The organism is Psychrobacillus sp. OK028 (assembly GCF_900103605.1).
GTDB lineage: Bacteria > Bacillota > Bacilli > Bacillales_A > Planococcaceae > Psychrobacillus.
On record NZ_FNHY01000006.1, the window covers coordinates 121,374 to 137,119 of the forward strand.

Sequence of the window (15,746 nt, forward strand, 5' to 3'; positions counted from 1 at the left end):
GTTAAGGAGAATAGAACGGCTTATGTCTTCTTGGAGTTTGCTGTCAACAATCTTTCACCATAAGCTGGATGGCTGCATCAGGCAATAAAGATTTATTGAAATACAAATAATACAGTCGCACTGAGTACAATGAAAATGACCGCTTAATGTTCTATCACTAAGCGGTCAAAGCTAATAGACGTTCCCTCCCGGGGATCGGCTAATGGTTTACAGTATATCCCATCGAGCGCTAACTCAAGGAAGGGTTATTTTTTATGGTTAAAATGAAAGAGTTATTTTTCAATCGTAAATTTCTATGTTCTTGATTTGATAATAACCGGAGCTATCGATTATTACCGTGTACACTTTATTCCGATTATAATACATATATTCTCCAGCAGCATTTATAAAATCGAATTCCTCATTAGTGGAAACTAGTGCATAATCATCGTACATCTCTACGCCAGTAATAGTATTACTAGTGAAGTCAAAGGTCATTCCCTGTCCTGCAATATCTTGTATATATATTTCTAAATCATTATAGGCAATACTATCTGGTTGTAACATATCACTAATCCAATAAAAATCTTCGGCATCGAGAGCCATCTCGTAATATTCTCTAAACGAAATAATGAAATTGGCCAAAGAATCCGTTTCAAAAGTGAAATAATTCCATTCATCTTCAGTGTAATCATCTTCATACGTTTCATCTGAAACATTTTCTTCACTATATGTATATTCTTCATAAACACCAAACAAAGAAGCGACCTGTTGACCACTCATAGGATTAGAGATCCAACTATCCACTAGACCTGCCACGCTGTTCATAGGAATAGAAAACCCAAACAAATTGTTTTCTTTATAGATTAGTGAGTTAATGCCTATTACCTTTCCAGTCTTCGCATCTATTAGTGGACCTCCACTACTCCCTTTGTCGATTTGTGCATCAATTTGATATAAATGTTCGTAAACAAAACCTAGTTCCATGTCTCGATTAATTCCCGTTAAATAGCCGATGGAAGCTGAATTCTCAAACCCTTGAGGACTTCCAAGAGCAATGACTTCTGTGCCAATAATTGAGTCTTCAGCTTCCGTAATAAGTGGTTTTACTTGTGCATACTCTTTCGATAAAAGGAGTGCTACATCCGACCGATCCGAGATACCAATAACCTGTGCTTCGGCTTCTTTCCCAGCAGAATTCCGTATGATTACATTGGTGTATCCTGCTACAACATGTGCATTAGTGACAATGTGTCCTCCATTGCCATATAGAAATCCAGAACCCTGACCTTCCTCCGTGAGAATCGTAAACACTTTTGGCATTGTTTCCTGTATTACTTGTGTCTTATCTTTTTCTTTTTCTTTTACTTTTTCTGTTTCTGTTTCTTTTTCCTTTACTTTAGCCTTAGCCTTAGCTGTAACTGGCGATGCTGTTGTGGTTTCAATTGGAGGACTTTCTCCTTCAACTTCTCCCACCACTTCCTTTTCTGTAAAGACAAGTTCCTTAAACCCATAGCCAACCCCACCAAGCGCTATCAAAAAAAAGATGATTCCAGCAATCAGTATACTTTTAACCCCATTTTTAGTGGGATTTACACTTTCGCCACAGCCAGCGCAAAAGTTTGCTTTGTCATTGTTTTTTACTCCGCATTTGGAACAATACATTACCTTACCTCCACCTATATCCTTATACATTTATAAAATACTATATCAATGGACCTTCTTGACTAGTGTACCTATGTACTTTAACTATTGGTATTTTAAGTATTTTTATTAATCTATTTTTATTATACGGTATTTACATATAACATCCAATGCCTGATTGACCCCGTATTTGTATTAATTCTATTAATGAATATATACATTCGATTGGCACTAAGTGAGTCGTATACTTAAAAGTTAAAACAGCAAATAGCCTTCCAAATGTACGGAAGGCTAAATTATGTTAATTCACTTTTTTTATAATCATTCAGATAGAAGACGCTTTTCCTTCACTATATAAACTTGGTTCAAAATAAGTGCACCGATCATTTGAATAACGGTTTTCACAATTATTTGTCCTACAATAGCAGCTGGTACTGCCTCCCATGGAAGAAAATTCGCTCCAAGCGGACTTAGCCCAATCACAACAAAAATGACTGAATCTAGGAATCCACCAACAATCCCACTATAGAATACACGCCAAGCCATTGGTAGTTTCAATCTTGTGTAAATCTCTGTATCCGCTGTTTCTGCGACAACAAACGAAATTGCTGAAGCAAGCACAATTAATAGAGTATCCCCCAACATAAAAGAAGCTAATGCGGAAAGTCCTAATGCTATAAAAATGAATAAGTAAGTCTTTTTCCTTCCATATTTGTTTTGTACAAGATCTCGGAAGATGAAAGTCGCTCCTATTAACAGCGTTCCCATAGGTACGATAAACATGCCAAACTGTAATGGCGCAAAGGCCGCTGTCACGACATTGGCGGTCACAATAGATATTAAATAAAATAGAATTCTCACGATGTTACTCCTCCAGTAGATTTAGAACTCAAATACTCATCCAGTCCTTTATTTCTCAGCTTACACGCTGGACACTCCCCACAGCCATCCGCTATTACTCCGTTATAACAGGTCAATGTTTTCTTACGAACAAACTCCAGAACCCCAAGCTGATCGGCAAGCTCCCAAGTTTGCGCTTTGTTCAACCACATGAGCGGTGTATCAAGCACAAAGGTAGTATCCATTGAAAGATTTAATGTTACGTTTAAGGACTTCACGAAAATATCTCGGCAATCCGGATAGCCACTAAAATCAGTTTCACACACGCCAGTCACGATATGCTTCGCTCCTACCTGGCTTGCTAAAACACCGGCAAAAGATAGAAACAGCAGATTTCGACCAGGTACAAAAGTTGACGGCAATCGACCATCTTCACCTTCCTCTACTTTTATGTCATCTCGTGTCAATGCATTCGGTGCTAGTTGATTTAAAAGCGACATATCCAGTATGTGATGCTTTACACCGAGCTCCTTAGTTATTTCCTGTGCACATTCGATTTCAATACTATGTCTTTGACCATAATCAAATGTCACTGCTTCAATCTCTTTAAAACGTTCCTTCGCCCAAAACAGACAGGTTGTGCTATCCTGTCCACCACTAAACACAATAATTGCTTTTTCCTGCTTCATCCGTTAAAACTCCCTTATAACGACAAAACAGCACCCTAAGAAGGAGTGCTGTTGTCTTCTTAGTTTTTTTAAGATTGTCTAGCTCCAGCGCCTAGCCCCTCGAGTCGCTTCAGGCTTTCAGTAAAGGCATGAAGACATCTTTACGTGAAATCCTTCCAGCGCTAGTCGGGGCTTGCATAGGCTCTTCCGCATTTCTTAAGAGGGTAGCTAATTAACCTCTTATTAAATTTTAGCGATTATCAATTTTTTCTGGGTATAGATCATGGTTCATCAAACGGAAATCCGCCATCTCTACATACTTCGTACCTGGTCTACCATAGTTACACCAGGGATCGATCGAAATTCCCCCACGTGGAGTAAATTTCCCCCAAACCTCAATATATCTTGGGTCTAGCAATTCAATTAGGTCATTCATAATAATGTTTACACAGTCCTCATGGAAATCACCATGATTTCTGAAGCTGAACAAATACAATTTTAACGATTTACTTTCTACAATCTTCTTATCCGGAATATACGAAATATACATCGTCGCAAAATCCGGTTGATTTGTAATTGGGCATAAGCTTGTGAATTCTGGACAGTTAAATTTAACAAAATAGTCTCGAGTAGAATGTAAGTTATCCACAGACTCCAACACCTCAGGTGCATAATCAAATGAATATTTTGTGCCTTGATTACCTAATAACGTTAAATCCTTCAAACCTTCATCATGACTTCTTCCAGACATAATAAAAAACCTCCTATAAAAAATGTTTCCCAACACTTTCAAAAGAGGCTTCACAAACTAATCTATGCAAACAAAAGGATAAGAACAAAAAAGCCACGTCCAAATAATATGGACATGGCGAATAGTCATGTATCCATAGTTTTTTATAGAGGGTATAAGCTATGAACCTCTCCCGGTCAAGTACGGGTACTCAACCATAATATAGAATATTGGCCAAAACGTCAAATAGGCATTCTAGTCAAACGAACTTCCAAATCTCCTATTATGAGATTCCAAAACTTTTTTATAATATCATGCATAAATTTGAACTAGATTGACTATATTGTTAATAGAATACGAGATTAAAGGAGGAACAGCAATGAAAAATCCATTAAGCTTACCTGAACAATTACCAGAAACAACAGAAGAGTTATTGAAGCTAATACTACAAACTATCTTAGCCTAGGAGAGATTTAGATTATTAAAGAGATTCAGAAACATAGAAAAGTAGATACCTCTACTTATGTAGAGATATCTACTTTTTGTTATTTCTTAAGCAACAGCGAAATATTTGATTCATTTTTCTTTTGGTCTACATTATAGCTTTATCGCTTGATTTTACAATTTCACTAAATTCAAGTTCCTTTTTACTCTCATTAAAAACATATTTAATGAGCTTCAAATTAGCCCAATATTTAGTAACAGCAGGACGCCTACCTATAACAAAGTTCCGTTTACCAACATCCTCCTTTAACTTTAAGACACTTTCCGGAAAATCTTGTGCAACTACATATGCCTCTATCATGGAATAATCACCAAAACTGTATTCTTGATTGACCCAATCAACATATTTCATAATTTGATTAATCACTTCTAAATCTGCTACATCTTTTTTTATCTCAATTGCTAAATACTTTGAAACCGTTGAATAAGGAGAAATAAATCTGTAACCAAAGACATCCATTTTGTCCATGTACTCAACTGGTTTAAAAGGAGAGGCCACTACTTGATGAGATATATAATCCCATCTACCAAAAATTCCAGTTGGTGTGTTTTTAATATAATCCACTATTCCTGCCTCAATAGCCATTTCATGTTTAATTTTGGTTCCTACAGAAGCCAAATTTAAAATATTAAAGGAATTCATCTTATAGTCTTCATTTATCAACCTTTCTGACCGTTTATGTAATTTTTTTGATGATGCAAAGATATTATGTGGATTATCTAAATCTTCCTCATTCGTTTTAAGGATAATATCAAATAAGGCTTTATTTTCAATATCATCAATTTTGATGAATGATAATTTCCAAAGCACTCTTATCATTTTGAAAGCACTTGGATTCGAAGAGAGAACATCATCCATATCAATTCCGTTTTTAAAAAAATTAGGGGAACTTTTAAAAGTACAAATAAAACGATTCCCCAGATTAAATGACGACTTATTTAATACCATTTTATTTTTTAGTTTGGAATAGCTTTCAGCAATCGGTATATCTGCACCCGGGAAATTCAAATGCTTACAGTCACCATTAATATTTATAAGTTCTCCAATCCCATAAATCTTTCTTTTAATAAAAAAGTATACATTGTCTCCTTCGGTCATTGATAAATAATCAGTGAGTGTACCTTCGTGAGAGATTCCCCAAATGTTCTTTAATGGAATATTTAAATTTGTACTATATACCCCATTGGATATTATTTCGTTTAATGAATCTATACTATTGAGCGTAAAAATATAGCCTGCCATCAAATTTATTCCTTTCTATTTATCACTGATGTAACATATTCCTTATCTAACCAAAATGCTTGTTTGGCAATCATTTGTCCATCAGGTAGGAGGGTCTTATCTTGTCCATCCCTACCTTTTGGTCGAATATGACATAACCCGTTTGAACCCGACGATGGCAAGTCATTCTTAGCCACGATTATTTTCCCTCTTGGCACCAACTCTATATGTACACCTGATAGCAATTGTTGCTGAAGATTCAGATGAAAATCTTTTAATCTACCATCAATTTCATTTATAGGCATATTCCAAAGCTTTATCCCCTTAAAATACAATTCCCTATTCTTATTTTCTCTTTCAGTTTCTTTAAATTCAAAAATAACAAACAAAAATTTAGTCTGTTCAAAATGGTTTTTTAACCAACTTTCATCCCAATCTTCATTTGACCACTCTATAAAATCTATATTTTTAAATGACATGTGTTCTTTTGGTAAACTATTTGGTTCCAATCTTATAGTTTTAAACTGAATATTGGCTTTGGAAAACTCTTCAATATCATTTAATTTAGTTCCTTTAATACCTAGCAAGGCACTAACAAATTCTGCAACAAAGCTCTTGGACTTATTAATCTTAATTTCTTTTTCATATGCAATATTAAGAAGAGACTTCCCAATGTAAGGTTGGAATCTGTCTTGCAGAATTTCTTCAAGGGTTTTACTTTTTAGTTCTTCTTTAGTTGAAATTGAGACTAAATCATCGTTCTTAATTATTTTTCTTGCTACTCCAGTTATGTAACTAGCTTTCAAACTATATGCCCTCTGCATCGCTAAAATAGGACTGAAGGGTTGTGCTCTCAATGATTCTTTATTTTTACCTTTCGTACATGCTCCTAAATAGACAGTGTCTGCTTCAGAAAGTTCATGAGCTTTCCCTATTTTTATTTTGTTAACTATAAACTCCCAGTCTTTCTTAATAATAAGTAAGTCCTCTTCACTATAAGTCAAAAGATGACTTCTAATGACTTGATACTCTGATCTTTGGATTTCTGGATGCCATTGATAAAACATCAGTAAGATTCTTTGATTTTTCTTCCAAAAGCTTGAGGTTTCAAAAGTAGTCATAACTTCCTTTTGATAGTTTATGATGTTTAAGACTAATCTTTCTTTTGCTGAAATTGTTTTATTTTTATTTAATTTAAGTGGAGTTACTTTTAATTCAATTCCTAAATTTGCAAAATCTGCTTCTGCCTTAGAATTTACTTCATAACCAAAGAAACTTTCTTCAATTATTTGACCAAGTTGTCCCTTCGATTTAGGATTAGAGATTCTACCACTTTGATCAATCTCACCAAAAGTTCTCCCTTCCGCTTCCTTCGCTTTATATAAAAGTGCTTCTTCAGTTTCATAAATCATAAAAACACCCCTTCTTCTTTCACAGATTATTAACATAATTTTACCATATAAATAAGAAAAGAGCTGATACATTTAGTATCAGCCCTGTAATGACAACTCCAATTGAACTTCGGTTTGAATATTAGCTTTCTCTATTTCTTCAATCCTTTTTCCCATAAGCTCTATTAACCCAACAACTAACGCATTACCCATACAAAAATATCTCATACGATCAGACATAGTGTTTGTCCAATTATCGTCAAACCCATTGAGTCGCTCACATTCTAAAGGTGTTAAAAAACGTTTCCGTCCATTCACCTCCACTATATGAGTGCTTCTATTGGTTGAACCTTCACTTGTCAGCATGGTTCTTCCAGGCTTGTCCAAATCATCTGTAGGAGACATCCCTCCTTCAGAGAACTGATATACATGCCCTTCAGCACTTATTCTTTCAATTTTCTTTGGTCCACGTAGGTAAGCGAACTTTTCTATTTGCGATTCAGACAAATAAAATTTTTCTTCTACTTCCGTTTCCTCAATTAAAATATCTCTTAAAGTAATTGGTTTACGTTCCACTGGAATCACATGAGTAGTAAAAACTTCCCCGTCTTTCATATATCCAGCAGTGTGGAAACCAAAAGAAAAGCTATCCGACAATGAAACTATATCAGTAGGAAGAGTAACTGAAGTTATTCTATCCTGGTATGGTTCATTTTCTACTGGAAAAGGTTTTGCAAAGAACCCTTCATTAAAAACAATTTGGTCTTCTGAATGGTTACTTTGTTGTTTATCAAAAGCAATTCCATTTTTATATGCAAAAATAAAAACTCTTCTTCTTCTTTGAGCAAACCCGTACTCTGCTGCGTTTATTACGCGCCACTCAACGGTATAATCTAAATCTCTAAACGTAGCCAACATTACAGCAAAGTCTCGTCCACGTTGAGAAGATGGTGATTTTAATAAACGATCCACGTTTTCCAATAGAACATATTTTGGCTGTGTATTTTCAATTACTCTCTTGATTTCCCAAAATAAAACACCTTTTTTACCTTGTAGACCTTTTTCTCCAGAAAGAGTACGTGCAACAGAATAATCTTGGCATGGAAAACCACCAACTATTAAATTTGGCTCTAAATCTACAAAAGTCTCGTCTGAAACTGTTGTTATATCTTCGTTTGAATGTATTCCTGAATCAAAGTTATGCACATAACACTCAAAAGCATCTTGTGCTTTTCGAGCAGGCTCCCACTGGTTACCCCAAACTACTTCGAATAATTCGGGGTTCGCTTTTTGTAGCCCTAAGCGAAATCCGCCCACACCCGCAAACAATTCAATTACTTTAATTTTAGAATTTTGCATATACGAACACCCTTTCGTAGTTTCAATCTATTATACAACATTTTGAAGAAAAGATCAAGATCTTTTACTCGTTTTTAGAAATTAGTTTTAAATAACTTAATAGAAGGAATTATTATTAGAGGAGGTGCTATTATGTCGAAAAATGTACCTAAAGCTTCGAGTCAGGCTGTTTTTAAAACAATGAGTGGTAATAGAGGAAAAGACACAAAGTTAGAATTAATGGTCCGCCATGCATTATGGAAAGATGGATATCGGTATAGAAAAAACAATAGAAGGTTATTGGGGACACCAGATATATCTTTTCCAAATTTAAAGATTGTAGTATTTCTGGATTCTTGTTATTGGCATGGTTGTCCTACTCATTTTAAAATGCCGAAAACAAACACTTCTTTTTGGCATCAAAAAATTAATCGAAATATCGAAAGGGACTATGATATTTCAAGTCACTACTCTGAAGAAGGTTGGACACTTCTGCGTTTCTGGGAACACGAGGTTAAAAACGATTTAGATAGGGTAGTAAAAACAATTGAATATTTTGTAGATGAAAAGAAAAAGCAGTAAACATTCCTTTTTTTGTTTTGTAGGTAGAATATAAAAGGACATTCATCGAGCTTTCTATATTTAGCAAAGTATTCATTAGTAAAAATCTTATCTAAATGCGTTCTAAATCATGACTTTCTCCCAGAATTACACTAGTTATTATTCATAATAAGTCGAGCACTCACTAATTTTAATTAAACATTATTCTATTAAAGTCAATATTTCCTCTATTATAGTCAATCATCGATAAAAACACTCATAAAAGTCCCCAAACCAAGTGACAGCACCTTGTTCCGAGGATTCAGAGGAACATAAAACAAATAAGTCTTTGTCAAATTTAGTATAGTAACAGGTTCTAATATAATTCAAAATCGTTTCAGAATCTGGTACTTTAACTAGTTCCCTGTGTTCAAATCAAAAATAAACAATATAATCGAAGATGGTCATTGACTCTACAAAAAAATTCATGAAGAGATACTTGTCGTTTGTTAAATTGTGCAAAGGACGATTCCTCCTCCATGTATGGTTATCGTGTAAAGCATGGCACTTGTCTAGTTTTTGTAACCTATCATAAAAAAGAAGAAGTAGATTCGAGCGTAACATATGGCGATGAAATTTTAGCCCTATTTATTTCGTCGGTTTACCCGCAGTACACTAACTTTAGAATCCAATTAGGTCAAACCGAAAATTGCTGCACCCCACTCCCTATGATCCAGGTGAATGTTCTCAAGGAAACTCTTTCACTAATTTTGAAGATACCTAACCCAGAAAGCATGCGAGTCTTTATTATCCCTATACTTTTTAGTAATTTCCGGATAGTATTTTTGACCTATAAAATTAATTGTTTTGGTAGGCGAAATAATTATTCCTTCGTGTCACTAAAGATACATATATTTCTTGCGGAGCGAAGGTATTGCATTACTAATTATTCAAATATTCATAATATATTTACTATTAAAAATTACTTTGTTATTCTATTAACGATTCTAAGAATAAGAAGGAGAGGATACGTATTGAAGAAAAAAATAGTTAGTACCATTGGTATTTTAGGATTATGTACAAGCTTGGCTCTTCCCGCTTATGCAGTGAGTACTGTAAATCAAGAAACGCATCACCATGAGTACTCTATCTCTGGTTTTATCAGTCACAGTGAGCTCCAAAAAAGCCTTAAACAGATTGAAAAATCAAGTAATGGTATTGTGCAGTTAGAGGTCGTTGGGCAATCAAATAAAGGTTTGGATATTTACACGGCAATAGTTGGAACAGGAGACAAGGTTATTCTTATTCAAAGTGAAATTCATGGAAACGAAAAAACTGGGACGGTCGCCCTTTTAAATCTATTAAAAAACCTTTCTACAAATTCAAAAGAAGCGAAGAAAATACGTGAAGAAGTTACCCTTGTCTTAATGCCAATGATGAATCCAGATGCATCCGAAGGCGATAAACGACGCAATAGCATGACATGGGATGAAGTGGTGAAAGATTTCCCGCAACTGGCAAGCGCTAAACCTTCTTGGAACTATTTAGACCGGGGAATTAGTCAAAGCTATAACTACGGGGAGAACCCAGGTTTCGATGTTAATAGAGATTTTAATCCAAATCTCAACTATGTTCCAACAGCACAAGATTTCCCAGGAGCATCTAATATGCCTGGATGGTTTATCACACCTGAATCGCAAACTTCTCGTGATGTATACAAAGCATTAAAAGCGGAATATGGAAATGTAGATGTTTTCGTGGATTTACATCATCAAGGGATGTACTATGTGGACGGCACTTCGGATGAAGTAACCCTGTCACTATCTGCACAGTTCGTACCAGATCCGAACACTCCTAAAGGAGCAAAATATGCCCAATTCGCTGATAACTACAACTATGATTTTTCAAGACAATTGAACGTAGCAGCTTATAACGAACTTCAATCTTATGGAAACTCAAAGTTCACGAATATTTCACTCTATTCTCAAGGGCTTGATCTTCCAGGTACAGCACTTGGAAGTTATGCACTGAATGGAAGTGGAACTGTACTTTTTGAGGTGAGAGGACAAACACAAATGATGGGACAGAAGGAAAAAGGACAACTTGTTAAATCAGTTGAACTTGGACTCGAAGCAATTATCAAAGGAGTTGCAGACGAATCAGTCGAAAAATTGAATCCGGAAGATTATGAAAAGATTCCACTGACATCTAGTAGACCTTCTTAATAATTAATCCTATTTGATGAGATTAGGATTAAGCCAAAAAAGATCGAGCAAGGGTTAATTTCAGAACCCCTGCTCGATTTTTTCATACCTCTATTTCCTAGACCAGCATGGTAATAACTGATAGGTTTTTAAATTTCGAGATAGCGTTTTTTACTTCACTGAGGCTCATTTTCCAAAACCACGTTCAAGGAAAAACCATCATTTTTCTGTTCCTTTTCTACTGCAAACAATTCGATGATTACCTCTTCCCCTTTGAACAAGTTCTTAATTTTTTTTACATCCTCATTAAGTTTATAAAATCTACTGCTAATTGCGTTTAGTGTTTTAATCGTATTTTTTCAGTTATTTTTTAATTCACTTAGAGTTAATTTACTTTTTTTACTTCTATTAGTTCCCTTTCATTCCTCATGTTCTTTCTCATTTCAGAATACATCCTAAGAAAACCAATAAAAAAGAGTTACTCGGTCATTTTCATATTTATAATCAATAAAAGGTATCAGGGTCTAATACATTTTAGAATTGCTTTAGAACCTGATACCCTAAACTTAGGATCAACTCTCTTATAATCAAAGATTTATGCTGCTTTAAAAACAATGCGAATGTTCCTAACACAGGGGCACGGAATCTATACCACTCCCTATCTTCATGAGCTATGAATATCAGATAAGCATAATCATGTTGTCCAAAACATAATTATCTCATAAAAAAAAACACCTATTGCCTTAAGTGGCAATTAAGTGCTATATTTGTCATCTATTACACTATATTCATTCAGAATTTAAATTCTCCGAAATAGCCTGAATTAAAGATTTTAGTTTCTCTTCATTCATCTTTCTCATACCATATTTTTTAACGAACCTCTGAACAATATCCCAATCCTCAAGTTGCAAAATTAGCTCTAACTCTGCCTGAAGTTTTTTGCGATATTTAATATTTTCGAATGAATTAAAATCACTAATAATTTCCCCTAATTCATCATAGTTTGCACTAACGTTAAAATAACATTCAAGAAAATATTTAAACGTTTCAAATTTCAATTCTTTATTCAAAATAACCCCACCTGTTAAACTTATTTAATAACTGGAAAACCAGTTAAAATTCTAAACCCCAGTTCATTGGTTGTATCTCTAATTAAGATTACTCTAGAATTAGTTAGGTCGTAAATAACCTGCTTTTTATCTTCCAGAGCTCCTTTTCCTATTGGATTTTTATGTGAAACGTCAAACATCTTTCTCCCTGTATCAGATTCATTTAACCATTCTGCAATATCATCTGCATTCTTACGCAAATTTTCTTGAATACCTTTAATTGCTGTACTTTTATCAGTAAATGATGTAGCTGCTTCAACGTTCTCTTGTATCGCCCTCTTAATCAGCTCATCGTTGGTCTTACCAACATGCCTTTCTAATGTATGTCCTCCAACAGTTTCCATTCTATCAAGAATATCGTTGTCTACTTTACGTATTATATCAGGACTAACTTTACCCGTACCCTTATCAAGATTCTTAGCTTTTTCCCCAGCTTTCAACAAATCATGGCCACTATCCACAATCTTTAATGGTTTACCAAAGGTAAAAACATCTGCAGCTAATTTCTCATTTACTATTGATTCATGACTAATTAAAGTGGCAAGATCCTCTGTAAAGAAGTCGAAGGTAAACATACTAACTGGAGCTAACCCATCCGGTGCTCCTGGTCCATTCCCACCAACTACTTTTCTCTTTCCTTCAAAAGTATGTAGGTAGTCTCCTGTTTGTGGGTCGATTAGGGTATCTGAACCGTAAAAATAAAACTTAAGGTTTACTAAAATTATCTAAAAGGTTCTGAACTAAAAATATAACTATGATTCAGAAATCACAATGGTAGATCATAGAGAGTAGTAGTTCAAATAAAAAAATTAACACAACCCCTTAGTTACTTGAACTAAGGGATTGTGTTTGAGTTTAATATCGATATATTAAAGCATTTATAAATTATTCAGAATTCTCTCGGAGTTGTGTCTTAATGTCGGTTTTATTACCATACAAAATAAACAAGGGCAAACAACATTTCTTTCATTAGCTGTTTCAGTTATTAGACCTTAGCCTCAAAGCTATATTATTACCTGTCTCGATTACCTTACTTGTTAGGAATGCGAGACGTTCTTCCGTTAGATTAAAACTGACGACGCCAACGCTGACAGCACCAATGACTTGTCCCAAACTATCTGTAATAGAAACTGCAATAGAAGATGTGCCTTCCGTTCTCTCAGAGTGACTAGTTGCATAACCTTGTTTTGAAATTTGGTCGAGTGTTTGTAGAAACTCTTGCATTTTTTCGGGTGGTAATAGCTGTGACAAAATACTTTCAGATTGGGATCTAGGCATAGCTGCAAGCATAGACTTATTGGCAGCACCGATATGCATTGGAATACGTAATCCTAGTTGATCATAGATTCGAATTGAATTGTTTTCGTTATCAATTCGCTCTACAATCATTGCTTCTGTACTAATAGGCTTACTTAAATAGACACTCTCTTCTACCTCTCTTGATAAGCGTTCCAGCTCTGGTCTGATTTTGCTGACATAGTCAATTGTATCGTACACCTTTAAACCATACTCTAGCCAAACTACTCCAAGACGGTACAACTTAGACTGCTCATCTTGCTCGACCATGCTGTGTTTAATCATAGCTTGCAATAATCTATGCATCGTGCTAAGTGGGAGCTCACATTGTTTAGAAAGCTCGGATATACTTATTCCTTTTTCATTGGTATTGTTTGCCAAAACTTTAGCGACAGTCATAGCACGGGTAATAGATTGCATGTAAGTAACCACCTTTTTATTATTCAAAAATAATAGCATTTAAATATTCGAAATATATTGACATCATATCATGAAACACATATATTTTAAATATAATCTTTCCGTTATACGGAAATGTTTTCCGATATGCGGAAAAGGAGGAATGGTAATGGTTTATAACTCATCCATGTATAAACATTTAGAGCGAGTAATTGTAAAGCATCCAAACGATGCATTTATTAGTCAAGAACATTTATCGGAGCAGTGGAAAAAGTTCAATTATCTAGAGGAACCAGATTTTGAAGAAGCGGTGCGTGAATATAAAACTTTCATTGAAATTTTAGAAAAGCATGTACCTCAAATCGACTATCTTCCAGCGTCAGACAAAGTAGGTTTAGATTCTATCTATGCGCATGACCCGGTAAAATTTACGCCAGCTGGTGCCATTATCTTAAAATCAGGGAAGAAATTAAGACAGCCTGAAGCAGCCGTTTACAAAGAATTTCTCAAGGAAAAAGAGATTCCTATTATTGGAGAGTTAACTGGAGAAGCAGTATCAGATGGTGGAGATATCGTCTGGTTAGATGATAAAACAATCGTTGTCGGCCGAGGATACCGTACAAACGACGAAGCAATTCGCCAACTCAAAGAAATAACAGCACCGTATGTAGATGAGTTTATTGTTGTACAGCTTCCGCATGATCAGGGAGAGGCAGAATGCTTACATTTGATGTCTTTCATAAGCATGGTTGATAAAGACTTGGCGGTGGTGCATTCACCACTGATGCCCGTATTCTTCCGTCAGTTACTAATAAGTCGTGGTATTCAATTAGTAGAGGTACTAAAAGCAGAGTACGATAATCTTGGATGTAATGTACTAGCGCTTGCACCGCGTGTTTGTGTAATAGTGGAAGGAAATGAATTGACTAAACAACAGTTGCTCGATGCAGGCGCAACAGTTTATGAATACAAAGGACGTGAAATCAGTGTATTAGGCACTGGTGGTCCAACATGTCTAACAAGTCCAGTTATTAGAAATTAAGGGGGAAATAAAATGAGTAAATTTACAAAAGTAATCGCAAAAACACCTGGTAAAAGCTATGTAGAGGGATTAACAACGTCAGATCTTGGAAACCCAGATTATGAAAAACTATTAGTTCAGCATGAGGCATATGTGGAAGCGTTGAAAAAATGTGGAGTTGAAGTAACACTACTACCAGCAAGTGAAGAATTTCCGGATTCGACGTTTGTGGAAGATGCTGCCGTGCTAACATCCGAATTTGCTGTAATTACAAATCCCGGCGCTGAATCTAGAAATGGTGAAATTGTTGAAATTGAAAGCGTTTTAAAAGATTTTTATAAAAAATTTCATTACATTAAATCACCTGGAACACTTGATGGGGGGGATATTTTACAAGCAGATAATAAATTTTATATCGGTATTTCTGAGCGTACAAACGAAGAAGGAGCGCGTCAGTTAAAAGAAATTCTTGAAAGCGAAGGATTTGAAGCAACTATCATTCCGTTACAAAAATTCTTCCATTTAAAAACAGGTATCGCTTATTTAGGAAACAATAAAATGGTAGTTGCCGGTGAATTTGTTGATCACCCAGACTTTGATTCTTATGACAAAATTGTTATATCTGCAGAGGATGAATACTCAGCGAACTGTATTCGCGTTAATGATTATGTCATTATTCCAGCAGGTTATAGCGAAACGAAACGCAAAATCAACGAAGCTGGCTTCGAGACTATTGAGTTGGATATGTCAGAGGTTCGCAAACAAGATGGTGGTCTAAGTTGCTTATCCTTGAGATTTTAACTTAAAAAAAAAATTAAAGACTAGTATTTCAAAATCATTACGGATGCCCTGCACCCATAA

General features: G+C 35.1%; 15 protein-coding genes and 1 pseudogene. 6 read left to right on the forward strand and 10 right to left on the reverse strand.

From position 1 onward, the window contains the following. Window positions 1–279: 279 nt before the first annotated feature. The 4 genes from BLR36_RS11675 to queF form a co-directional block, all read right to left on the reverse strand. Window positions 280–1,644, reverse strand: coding sequence for a S1C family serine protease (locus tag BLR36_RS11675; RefSeq protein WP_139185092.1), 1,365 nt, complete (start codon window positions 1,642–1,644; stop codon window positions 280–282). Window positions 1,645–1,944: 300 nt separating this feature from the next. Continuing rightward, on the reverse strand, window positions 1,945–2,484 hold the full coding sequence (locus tag BLR36_RS11680; protein ID WP_093061913.1) for a VUT family protein: 540 nt from the start codon (window positions 2,482–2,484) through the stop codon (window positions 1,945–1,947). After that, window positions 2,481–3,152, reverse strand: coding sequence for a 7-cyano-7-deazaguanine synthase QueC (gene queC, locus BLR36_RS11685; protein WP_093061914.1), 672 nt, complete (start codon window positions 3,150–3,152; stop codon window positions 2,481–2,483). Before queC ends, BLR36_RS11680 begins: the two co-directional genes overlap by 4 nt. Before the next feature lie 229 nt (window positions 3,153–3,381). Beyond that, a complete protein-coding gene (gene queF / locus BLR36_RS11690; RefSeq protein ID WP_093061915.1) occupies window positions 3,382–3,882 on the reverse strand; it encodes a preQ(1) synthase in 501 nt (166 codons plus the stop codon). 322 nt (window positions 3,883–4,204) lie between these two features. On the opposite strand from queF, the gene BLR36_RS19155 reads away from it, so the two are divergent. Next, entirely contained in the window at window positions 4,205–4,327 is a 123-nt protein-coding gene (locus tag BLR36_RS19155; protein WP_256371029.1) for a hypothetical protein, read from the forward strand. A 126-nt stretch (window positions 4,328–4,453) separates the two neighbouring features. Here BLR36_RS19155 and BLR36_RS11695 read toward each other — a convergent pair whose 3' ends face one another. The 3 genes from BLR36_RS11695 to dcm form a co-directional block, all read right to left on the reverse strand. Next, entirely contained in the window at window positions 4,454–5,608 is a 1,155-nt protein-coding gene (locus BLR36_RS11695; RefSeq protein ID WP_093061916.1) for a PDDEXK family nuclease, read from the reverse strand. Window positions 5,609–5,613: 5 nt separating this feature from the next. After that, entirely contained in the window at window positions 5,614–6,999 is a 1,386-nt protein-coding gene (locus BLR36_RS11700; RefSeq protein WP_093061917.1) for a Sau3AI family type II restriction endonuclease, read from the reverse strand. Window positions 7,000–7,077: 78 nt separating this feature from the next. Then, complete coding sequence (dcm, locus tag BLR36_RS11705; protein WP_093061918.1) at window positions 7,078–8,337, reverse strand: DNA (cytosine-5-)-methyltransferase; 1,260 nt, start codon at window positions 8,335–8,337, stop codon at window positions 7,078–7,080. Between the two features lie 132 nt (window positions 8,338–8,469). Between dcm and BLR36_RS11710 the strand changes: the two genes are divergently transcribed. The 3 genes and pseudogenes from BLR36_RS11710 (at window position 8,470) to BLR36_RS11715 (ending at window position 11,081) form a co-directional block, all read left to right on the forward strand. Further along, window positions 8,470–8,898 carry a very short patch repair endonuclease gene (locus tag BLR36_RS11710; RefSeq protein WP_254771392.1) on the forward strand — a complete coding sequence of 143 codons (429 nt, stop codon included), beginning with the start codon at window positions 8,470–8,472 and terminating at the stop codon, window positions 8,896–8,898. Between the two features lie 461 nt (window positions 8,899–9,359). Further along, a pseudogene (locus BLR36_RS19245) lies at window positions 9,360–9,485 on the forward strand (DUF3427 domain-containing protein); the annotation flags it as partial. Between the two features lie 405 nt (window positions 9,486–9,890). Beyond that, a complete protein-coding gene (locus BLR36_RS11715) occupies window positions 9,891–11,081 on the forward strand; it encodes a M14 family zinc carboxypeptidase (RefSeq protein ID WP_254771393.1) in 1,191 nt (396 codons plus the stop codon). Window positions 11,082–11,848: 767 nt separating this feature from the next. Here BLR36_RS11715 and BLR36_RS11720 read toward each other — a convergent pair. The 3 genes from BLR36_RS11720 to BLR36_RS11730 all read right to left on the reverse strand — a co-directional run bounded on the left by BLR36_RS11720 (window position 11,849) and on the right by BLR36_RS11730 (window position 13,885). Then, entirely contained in the window at window positions 11,849–12,130 is a 282-nt protein-coding gene (locus tag BLR36_RS11720) for a hypothetical protein (protein ID WP_093061920.1), read from the reverse strand. Between the two features lie 20 nt (window positions 12,131–12,150). Continuing rightward, the gene (locus BLR36_RS11725; RefSeq protein ID WP_175454062.1) at window positions 12,151–12,744 is read right to left on the reverse strand and encodes an RNase A-like domain-containing protein; all 594 of its coding nucleotides are present in this window, start codon (window positions 12,742–12,744) and stop codon (window positions 12,151–12,153) included. A 403-nt stretch (window positions 12,745–13,147) separates the two neighbouring features. Then, window positions 13,148–13,885: an IclR family transcriptional regulator gene (locus tag BLR36_RS11730; protein WP_093061921.1), complete on the reverse strand. Its 738-nt coding sequence runs from the start codon at window positions 13,883–13,885 to the stop codon at window positions 13,148–13,150. Window positions 13,886–14,033: 148 nt separating this feature from the next. Between BLR36_RS11730 and BLR36_RS11735 the strand changes: the two genes are divergently transcribed. Then, window positions 14,034–14,906: a dimethylarginine dimethylaminohydrolase family protein gene (locus BLR36_RS11735; RefSeq protein ID WP_093061922.1), complete on the forward strand. Its 873-nt coding sequence runs from the start codon at window positions 14,034–14,036 to the stop codon at window positions 14,904–14,906. 12 nt (window positions 14,907–14,918) lie between these two features. Beyond that, window positions 14,919–15,686 (forward strand): dimethylarginine dimethylaminohydrolase family protein, encoded by a 768-nt coding sequence (locus tag BLR36_RS11740; RefSeq protein ID WP_093061923.1) that lies wholly within the window; start codon window positions 14,919–14,921, stop codon window positions 15,684–15,686. Window positions 15,687–15,746 lie beyond the last annotated feature (60 nt).

Excerpts from the sequence above, each read along its gene's own strand:
- BLR36_RS11675 (WP_139185092.1), bottom strand. The coding sequence starts at position 1,644 with ATGTATTGTTCCAAATGCGGAGTAAAAAACAATGACAAAGCAAACTTT.
- queC (WP_093061914.1), bottom strand. The coding sequence starts at position 3,152 with ATGAAGCAGGAAAAAGCAATTATTGTGTTTAGTGGTGGACAGGATAGC.
- queF (WP_093061915.1), bottom strand. The coding sequence starts at position 3,882 with ATGTCTGGAAGAAGTCATGATGAAGGTTTGAAGGATTTAACGTTATTA.
- BLR36_RS11695 (WP_093061916.1), bottom strand. The coding sequence starts at position 5,608 with ATGGCAGGCTATATTTTTACGCTCAATAGTATAGATTCATTAAACGAA.
- BLR36_RS11700 (WP_093061917.1), bottom strand. The coding sequence starts at position 6,999 with ATGATTTATGAAACTGAAGAAGCACTTTTATATAAAGCGAAGGAAGCG.
- dcm (WP_093061918.1), bottom strand. The coding sequence starts at position 8,337 with ATGCAAAATTCTAAAATTAAAGTAATTGAATTGTTTGCGGGTGTGGGC.
- BLR36_RS11710 (WP_254771392.1), top strand. The coding sequence starts at position 8,470 with ATGTCGAAAAATGTACCTAAAGCTTCGAGTCAGGCTGTTTTTAAAACA.
- BLR36_RS11725 (WP_175454062.1), bottom strand. The coding sequence starts at position 12,744 with ATGTTTACCTTCGACTTCTTTACAGAGGATCTTGCCACTTTAATTAGT.
- BLR36_RS11730 (WP_093061921.1), bottom strand. The coding sequence starts at position 13,885 with ATGCAATCTATTACCCGTGCTATGACTGTCGCTAAAGTTTTGGCAAAC.
- BLR36_RS11735 (WP_093061922.1), top strand. The coding sequence starts at position 14,034 with ATGGTTTATAACTCATCCATGTATAAACATTTAGAGCGAGTAATTGTA.
- BLR36_RS11740 (WP_093061923.1), top strand. The coding sequence starts at position 14,919 with ATGAGTAAATTTACAAAAGTAATCGCAAAAACACCTGGTAAAAGCTAT.